The sequence below is a fragment of the uncultured Aquincola sp. genome, from assembly GCF_964001545.1.
GTDB lineage: Bacteria > Pseudomonadota > Gammaproteobacteria > Burkholderiales > Burkholderiaceae_C > Aquincola.
The window spans coordinates 1-7280 of sequence record NZ_CAXFDV010000247.1; the positions used below are offsets into that span (position 1 = coordinate 1).

Consider the following 7280-nt stretch of genomic DNA (forward strand, 5'->3'; position numbering starts at 1 on the left):
AAGTCCAGGCCACCTTCAAGAAGCTGTACAACCTGGAGCGCAACTTCCTGCCCGACGGCGCGCAGTTCGACCACCTCTTTCACGATGAGGAGGTCTTCAGGATCGGCGAGGTGCCGGCCAAGGCGCTGCTGGTGCCGGGCCACACGCCGGCAGACATGGCCTATGCCGTCGACGGTGCCGTCTTCGTGGGCGACACGCTGTTCATGCCCGACGTCGGCACGGCGCGCGCCGACTTTCCCGGAGGCGATGCGCACACCCTGTACCGCTCGATGCGGCGCCTCCTGGCGCTGCCGCCCGAGACCCGGATGTTCGTCTGCCACGACTACCCGCCCCAGGGGCGACCAGCCGCGTGGGAAACCACCGTCGCCGAGCAGCGCGCCAGCAACATCCACGTGCGCGACGGCGTGGGCGAGGAGGCCTTCGTGAAGATGCGAACGGCCCGCGATGCGCTGCTGGAGGTGCCCACCCTCATCCTGCCGTCCATCCAGGTCAACATCCGCGCCGGCCATCTGCCACCCGCGGAGGACGACGGCGTCAGCTACCTCAAGATTCCGCTGAATGTCTTGGGCAAGGCGTCGGTGGCGACTGGAGGTCGGCGCTTCAGGGCGAAGTGCCGCCAGGCGCTGCGGGCGCTGACGCGATGAACAGCCGAGGGTCGAACCTGAAGGGGTGGCGCTCGATGTGGAGGGTGATGGTGGCGTACGCCGGGTGCGCGGGGTTGAGCAGCAGGTTCCGCTCGTTGGGCTCGATGAAAGACGGCACCCATAGCCCCAGGCTCGCGCCCGAGGCAACCCAGGAATTGCCGATGGTCTGTGTGGTCGTCTCGTCGTTGCGCCAGTCAGCGGGCAGGCCCAGTGTCTCGACCTCGATCAGGGATGTGGCGGCAGGAATCTCGAGCCGCATGAGCGCCTGGTTCTTGGGGTTGGCGCCGTTGGCGTGCACGCGCTTTTCGAGCTGGCACAGGGCCCGGCTCGAGCCACAGTAGACGACCTGGTTGGGCCCTTTGGTGTGCCAGCGCCCGTTGCCCTGTGTCGAGCCATAGCCCAGACTCATGAGCAGGACGGTGAGCGCTGGGGCCGGCGTGTCGCAGTAGCCGATGCGGTAGACCGTGGTCAAACCACGCCACCGTACTTGACGGCGTTGAGGATGTCCTTGACGCGTTCGGCGCCAAAGCCAGACTTGGCGCAGTCCAGCGGCGTCTCCCCGTCAAGCATGGGGTGTGGCTGGCGCAGCCACGCAGCCGCTTCTTCATCCGTCTCGAAGGTGTCGCGTGCCATCGCGTCTAGCTCGAGCAGGCGCAGCATGCTTTCGGCCGCGTAGGTTGGAAGCACGTCGTCCTTGGCCACCTTGCGGTTGGCCGTGGCGCGGTCCATTCCCAAAACACCCGCGGCCGCGCCCTTGCCGATGCCCAAGTGGTCGCTCAGCGGCTCCAGGCTGCGGCTAGGGATGCCCAACTTGACGATGACGTAGGCTTGCTTGGCCGACAGGTGGTCAGGGATCGTGACGATCTCGACAGCAGACTTGCGGTGGACGCGCGCAGGCCGACCAGGCTTGTCGCCGTGCTCGATGGAGGCACCGCCGACCTTGGACAGGACAATAGACCAGAGGTCGTGCAGCGGGGAAGCGGAGGTCGAGGGCATGAGGAGCTCCGTTGCTGCGTTCATTTGCGACACGAATTTAGCGCATTTGCATCATCATGTCCATGAGCCGCCCGGGCGCCAGAGGCCAAAGCCGCCCATTGCCCGCGACCGGTTGTGGCCGACAGCAGCCGCAACCCAGCGGTCGATCCCCCCAAGCCCTCAAGCGACAATCCCCACCCCCCGCCCCAGCTTGTCTAGACAGCCCTGTCTTGCGCCCGCGCGCCTTTCCATGACCCAGCCGCCCTCTACCTCCCTGCCCACCTGGCCCCACGCTTATCCCCCCAGCGGCGCCAGCGCCGTGCTCAAGCGCTTCAACGAAGACTTCGTGGTCACCGAGCTGCCTTTGCAGCTGCCGGGCGGCGAGGGGGAGCATGTATGGGTGGAGGTGGAAAAGAACGGGGCCAACACCGGCTTCGTGGCTCAGCAGCTGGCGGCGGCGGCCGGGGTGCAGGAACGTGACGTGGGCTATGCGGGGCTGAAGGACCGGTATGCGGTGGCGCGCCAGTGGTTCAGCCTGTACCTGCCCAAGGGCGAGGCGCCCGACCTGCTGGCGTTGCAGCACCCGGAGTTCAAGGTGCTGGGCCAGAGCCGGCATGTGAAGAAGCTGCGGCCGGGTGATCTGCAGGGCAATCGCTTCGTCATCACGCTGCGCGAGGTGGCCGGTGATCGGGCCGCGATCGAGGCCAACCTGCAGGCCGTGGCCACGCAGGGCGTGCCCAACTACTTCGGCGCGCAGCGCTTCGGCTTCGACGGGGGCAACGTGGAGCAGGGGCGGGCGATGCTGGCGCGAGAGATCCGCGTGCGCAACCCGAAGAAGAAGGGCCTGTACCTGTCGGCGGTGCGCTCCTTCGTCTTCAATGAAGTGCTGGCGCTGCGCATCCAGCAAGGGCTGTGGGGCCACACGCTGCCCGGCGACGTGCTGGACCCGGCCGGCCGGCCCACGGGCCCGCTGTGGGGCCGTGGCCGCGTGAGCACCACCGACCAGGCGCAGGCGCTGGAAACCGGCGTGGCCGAACGCCATGCCGCCTTGTGCGACGGCATGGAGCACGCCGGCCTGGAACAGGAGCGCCGCGCGCTGGTGTCCTGCCCGGCCGACATGTCATGGCACTGGCCGCAGGCCGATCAGCTGGTGATCGGCTTCAGCTTGCCGGCCGGGCATTACGCCACCTCGGTGCTGGACGAGATCCTGCAAACCACCGAGCCGGACCGGCATGGGGAGGAAGGCGAAGCGCCAGCCGCTGCAACTGCTTCGTCAGCCACCGGGGCGTAGCGGCCGTCCAGCGCCACGGGGCCAGCGGCACCGCCCATGCCCGCCGCGCCTGGCGATGGATCACCTCGCGCTGCTGGGGTCAGTGCCCGCTGGCCGGCGCGCCGTGGGGATGGGCCCGCAGCGACGCATGCTCCCACACAGCCACGATCACCAGCACTGCGCAGGCAAGACCGCCAATCGCCAGTGCGGACAGCAGGTGGGCGAACGCCGGCAGTGCCAGGGCCCCCAGCAGTGCCAGCCCGACGAGATGCGACAGCGGCGGCCGCGGGCGGTCGTTGGAGACCCACTTGAATGCGCCGACGCCGATGAGATACAGCGCCGGTCCGCCCAGCATCACCATGATGCCGGCGCCACTGGCGTGGTCAGGGTGCGCGAGCACCAGTTCGTCGGCCACGGCGCTGACGATGATGCCTGCCACGATGGGCAGATGCAGATAGGTGTAGGCCACCCGCGCATGGCGGCCGGGATCGGCAGCGCTGGTGATGCGGTGCACACCGGCGTGCTCCGCCTTGTCGAAATAGAGCCACCACATGGCCACCGCGCTGATGAAAGCCGCTACGAAGGCCGTGGCCGTGGCCGCGGTCCAGGGGGCGCCGGCGAAGGTGGCACCGCTGACGAGCAGCGACTCGCCCAGCGCGATGATGATGAACAAGGCGCAGCGTTCGGCCAGGTGGCCGCCATCGACGTCCCAGTCGGCCAGGGTTGAACGGCCCAGGCCCGGCACGAAGAAGAACAGCGCGGGCGAGACGAACTCAATGGCCAGCGCCGCAGCCCATAATGCCAGGCGCGCATCGCCTTGCACCAGTGCGCCGACCACCCAGAACCCGGCTGACAGCATGAGCCAGACGAGGATGCGCTGGAAGTTGCGGATCATCGCCTGACGTTCGCCGCGCACCGCCCACAGGACGAAGAGCGTGCGCCCGATCTGCATGAAGACGTAAGCCGCCGCGAAGGCCAGCCCCTGGTCGGCAAATGCCTTCGGCAAGGAAGCGGACATCACCAGGCCCGCCAGCATCAGCACGAAGAGGCAGGCGCGCACCGGTACCCGCTCGGGATCGAGCCAGTTGGTCACCCAGGAGGTGTAGATCCACACCCACCAGACGCCCAGCAGCAACAGGCCGACCTGGACGGCCGAACGCGCCGTCAGGTCGGCGAGCAAGGTATGCGACAGCTGCGTGACCGCGAACACGAACACCAGGTCGAAGAACAGCTCGACCATGCCGACACGACCCGCCCCGGCCTGGCCGCGTTGGCGCAGCAAGGAGGGGGATGATGCAACTTTGACCGTCATGGGACGATTGTCACATCGGTCATTTGAAACGCATGTCATGCAGAGATCCTTGACTCATCTCAGCAGCGTTGCCGCCACGGCCCTGTCGGGCGTGTTCGTCACCACGACCGACAGCGCACGCAGTTTTCCCCGCCACTGGCATGGGCAGTACGGCCTGGGCCTGATCGACCGCGGGGCGCAGAAGTCGGCCAGCGGCCGCGGCATGGTCGAGGCTTTGGCGGGTCAGTGCATCACCCACAACCCGGGCGAGGTGCATGACGGCATACCCATCGGCGATGCTGGTCGGCGCTGGCGCATGTTCCACCTCGAACCGGCTGCCATGGCCCGCCTGCTCGGCGTGGCGCAGGCGGCCAGCCTGGAGTGGCATGCGCCCGTCATCGATGCAGCAGCGCTGCGCGCAACGCTGGACGGGGCCTTTGCAGCGTCCGACCCGGCATTGCTGGAGGAGAAGCTGCTGCTGGCCGTCGGTCGCAGCTTTGAACCCACCCCGGCAGCGCGATCCGCCAGGCCCGACGAAGCCCACCTGGCCCGGGTGGCTGAACGCCTGGCCGACGACCTGGCGCATGCGCCGACGCTGGATGAACTGGCAGCGTTGGCGGGCACCAGCCGGTACACGCTGGTGCGGCAATTCGGCCGCCGGCACGGCTTGCCGCCCATGGCCTGGTGGCTGCAGTGGCGGCTGCAGCGGGCGCGTGATCGCATGGCCGCCGGCTGGACGCTGGCCGACACCGCGCTGGCCTGCGGCTTCAGCGACCAGAGCCACCTGACGCGTGTCTTCACCCGGCAATTCGGCTACACACCCGGGGCGTGGCGCAAGGCGGCAGGCCGCCGCTGCCTGCAGGCGCAATAACGTTCTAGATCGGCGGTGGCACAGGCGACATCCTGCGGGCATGTCGACCTCCAGCCTTCCCTCTTCTTCCCCACCAGAGGCCCGCGCGTCTGTGTGGGGTGCTGTGCTGTGCGGCACCGCGATGGCCACGGTGGGCACCTCGGTGGTGGCCAGCAAGCTCATCGGCGTGCAGATCGAGCCGTTCGCAGCCACCGCCTTGCGGCACCTGATGGCCTTGCCGGCGCTGCTGCTGCTGTGCGTGATCTTTCGCCCGGCCTGGCCCCGACCTGGCCGGCGCGATGCGTGGATTCTGCTGGTGCAGGCTGCATCGGGCAGCGTGGGCTACACGGCGCTGCTGATTGCTGGCACCTCCATGGCCAGCGCGGCCGATGCCGGCGTGGTCACCGGCACGCTGCCCGCCATGGCAGCCTTGTTTGCGATCGTGATCCTGGGTGAGCGACCTGGCATGGCCGCGCTGCTGGGCATTGCGCTGGCCACCGCCGGGGTGCTGCTGCTGTCGACAGGCGGTGGCGCGGTCCAGGGCGGGCAGTTGCCGCACCGCGGCCTGGGCATCGGGCTGGTGACTGCGGCGGTGGCTTGTGAAGTCATCTTCATCCTGGGGCAGCGCCGCCTGCGCATCCCCGTGGAACCGCTGGCCATGGCCACGTTGATGTCTGCCGGCGGCCTGCTGCTGTCGCTGCCGGCCGCTGCCCTGGCCTGGGCGGTGGGCTTGCCGCGTGCGGGTGTGGCGGCGGATCCGTCAGGCCAGTGGGCGGCGCTGGCCGCGATCGCCTGGTATGCCTGGGTGCCCACCGTCATCGGCTTCTGGCTCTGGTATGCGGGCGCCCGCCGGGCCACGGCCACGCAGGCCGCGCTGTCCACCGCCTGGCTGCCGGTGGTCGCGGTCATCGGCGCCGCCGTCGTGCTGGGCGAAGCGCTGGCCCCCGTGCAATTGATGGCGCTGGGCCTGGTGCTGGCCGGTGTGCTCATCGGCGCGGTTCGCCAGGCCTGAACCGGCCTGGCGGCCTACCAGCCCGTCGACCCCGGCCCGCCCTTGAACGGCCCCACCAGCTCCGGCGTCACCCAGCCGCCGTAAAAGCCGCCGGGCTGCGGTGTCACCGGCTGGCCGCCGACGCGGCAGTCCAGGCCTTCGGCGTAGAAGGCCACGCAGTCGGCGATGGCCTCGGCGCCGGCCAGCGGCTGCGGGTAGCTCCACGCGATGCGGTCCAGGTGCCGGCCTTCGTGCACCAGGCTCCAGTACTGGGCCGGGCCCTTCCATTCACAGAACGAGCTGCCTTCGGTCCGCTGCAGCAGGCGGCGGTCCACATCGGCCCAGGGAATGTAGAAGCTGGGCGGGTGCGAGGTTTCCAGCAGCCGGATGGCGCGCTGCGTGCGGGCCACCGGCAGGCCCTGCCAATGGATGGTCACCTCGCGCGCATCGGGCACCAGCGCCGGTGGGCGCGGGTAGTCCCACACCGATTCCTGGCCGGGCCCGGGTTCGGTGGCAAAGGCGGGGCGCTTGCCGCCGCGCCAGGTCCAGTGCTCACGGGCGGCGGCCAGCCAGGGTGGAAGCTCAGGGCGTTGGGTCATCGCAGGGGGTGGTGTGGACAACAAGGCCCCGACACTGCGCCGTGCGGGCGGCCGGGTCAAGCGGCCGTTGCGAGACCTCTGGCCTCGATGCCGGCGGCATTGGCCAAGTGCCATCGATGAATCGGCAGAAAACATCGATTGGACCGCGGGCGTTGGCGGCCCAATACTGCGCCGCATACCGGGCGTTCGCGATGAACGGGCGCCTGCTGCTGTCACGGAGACAAGATGACCCTCAACCGACGCCTGGTGCTGGCGTTCGCGGCGCTGCCGCTGGCCGCACTGCCGCTCGCGCTTCATGCGCAGGCCGGCTATCCGAACAAGCCCATCAAGCTCATCGTGCCGTTTCCGCCGGGCGGCAACGTGGACCTGAGCGCGCGCATCCTGGCGCCGGAGCTGGCCAGGGAACTGGGCCAGCCGGTGATCGTGGAAAACAAGGCCGGCGCCAGCGGCACGCTGGGCCTGGATGCGGTGGCCAAGTCGGCGCCGGACGGCTACACGCTGGGCATCGCCTCGCCAGTCAACCACCTGGCCGCGCCCTCGCTGTATCCCAAGCTGCCGTACGACTCGATCAAGGACTTCACGCCCGTCGGCCTCATCGCCAGCGTGCCCATGGTGTTGGCCGTCGGGCCCTCATCGCCGGCCAAGTCGGTGAATGAGTTG

The 7280-nt window shown here is 69.1% G+C and carries 9 protein-coding genes; 5 read left to right on the plus strand and 4 right to left on the minus strand.

The window, feature by feature from the left end; all coding sequences use genetic code 11:
- A partial coding sequence (locus ABNT58_RS08515) for an MBL fold metallo-hydrolase (RefSeq protein WP_348753068.1) occupies positions 1-644 on the plus strand: 644 nt, incomplete at its 5' end.
- Here the strand turns inward: ABNT58_RS08515 and ABNT58_RS08520 are convergent.
- Both ABNT58_RS08520 and ABNT58_RS08525 read right to left on the minus strand, forming a co-directional pair.
- Positions 601-1116, minus strand: coding sequence for an RES family NAD+ phosphorylase (locus ABNT58_RS08520; protein WP_348753069.1), 516 nt, complete (start codon positions 1114-1116; stop codon positions 601-603). The genes ABNT58_RS08515 and ABNT58_RS08520 overlap by 44 nt on opposite strands.
- Positions 1113-1640 carry an antitoxin Xre/MbcA/ParS toxin-binding domain-containing protein gene (locus tag ABNT58_RS08525; RefSeq protein ID WP_348753070.1) on the minus strand — a complete coding sequence of 176 codons (528 nt, stop codon included), beginning with the start codon at positions 1638-1640 and terminating at the stop codon, positions 1113-1115. The genes ABNT58_RS08520 and ABNT58_RS08525 overlap by 4 nt, the downstream gene beginning before the upstream one ends.
- A 229-nt stretch (positions 1641-1869) precedes the next feature.
- Here ABNT58_RS08525 and ABNT58_RS08530 point away from each other — a divergent pair, with 229 nt between their 5' ends.
- On the plus strand, positions 1870-2910 hold the full coding sequence (locus tag ABNT58_RS08530) for a tRNA pseudouridine(13) synthase TruD (protein WP_348753071.1): 1041 nt from the start codon (positions 1870-1872) through the stop codon (positions 2908-2910).
- Positions 2911-2989: 79 nt separating this feature from the next.
- On the opposite strand, the gene ABNT58_RS08535 is transcribed toward ABNT58_RS08530, so the two are convergent.
- A complete protein-coding gene (locus tag ABNT58_RS08535; protein WP_348753072.1) occupies positions 2990-4201 on the minus strand; it encodes a low temperature requirement protein A in 1212 nt (403 codons plus the stop codon).
- A gap of 49 nt (positions 4202-4250) precedes the next feature.
- On the opposite strand from ABNT58_RS08535, the gene ABNT58_RS08540 reads away from it, so the two are divergent.
- Both ABNT58_RS08540 and ABNT58_RS08545 read left to right on the plus strand, forming a co-directional pair.
- Entirely contained in the window at positions 4251-5051 is an 801-nt protein-coding gene (locus ABNT58_RS08540; protein WP_348753073.1) for an AraC family transcriptional regulator, read from the plus strand.
- A gap of 103 nt (positions 5052-5154) precedes the next feature.
- Positions 5155-6042 (plus strand): DMT family transporter, encoded by an 888-nt coding sequence (locus tag ABNT58_RS08545; RefSeq protein WP_348753074.1) that lies wholly within the window; start codon positions 5155-5157, stop codon positions 6040-6042.
- 14 nt (positions 6043-6056) lie between these two features.
- Here ABNT58_RS08545 and ABNT58_RS08550 read toward each other — a convergent pair whose 3' ends face one another.
- Positions 6057-6620: a DUF427 domain-containing protein gene (locus tag ABNT58_RS08550; protein WP_348753075.1), complete on the minus strand. Its 564-nt coding sequence runs from the start codon at positions 6618-6620 to the stop codon at positions 6057-6059.
- Between the two features lie 225 nt (positions 6621-6845).
- On the opposite strand from ABNT58_RS08550, the gene ABNT58_RS08555 reads away from it, so the two are divergent.
- A partial coding sequence (locus ABNT58_RS08555) for a tripartite tricarboxylate transporter substrate-binding protein (RefSeq protein WP_348753076.1) occupies positions 6846-7280 on the plus strand: 435 nt, incomplete at its 3' end.

Excerpts from the sequence above, each read along its gene's own strand:
- ABNT58_RS08535 (WP_348753072.1), bottom strand. The coding sequence starts at position 4,201 with ATGACGGTCAAAGTTGCATCATCCCCCTCCTTGCTGCGCCAACGCGGC.
- ABNT58_RS08550 (WP_348753075.1), bottom strand. The coding sequence starts at position 6,620 with ATGACCCAACGCCCTGAGCTTCCACCCTGGCTGGCCGCCGCCCGTGAG.
- ABNT58_RS08525 (WP_348753070.1), bottom strand. The coding sequence starts at position 1,640 with ATGCCCTCGACCTCCGCTTCCCCGCTGCACGACCTCTGGTCTATTGTC.
- ABNT58_RS08530 (WP_348753071.1), top strand. The coding sequence starts at position 1,870 with ATGACCCAGCCGCCCTCTACCTCCCTGCCCACCTGGCCCCACGCTTAT.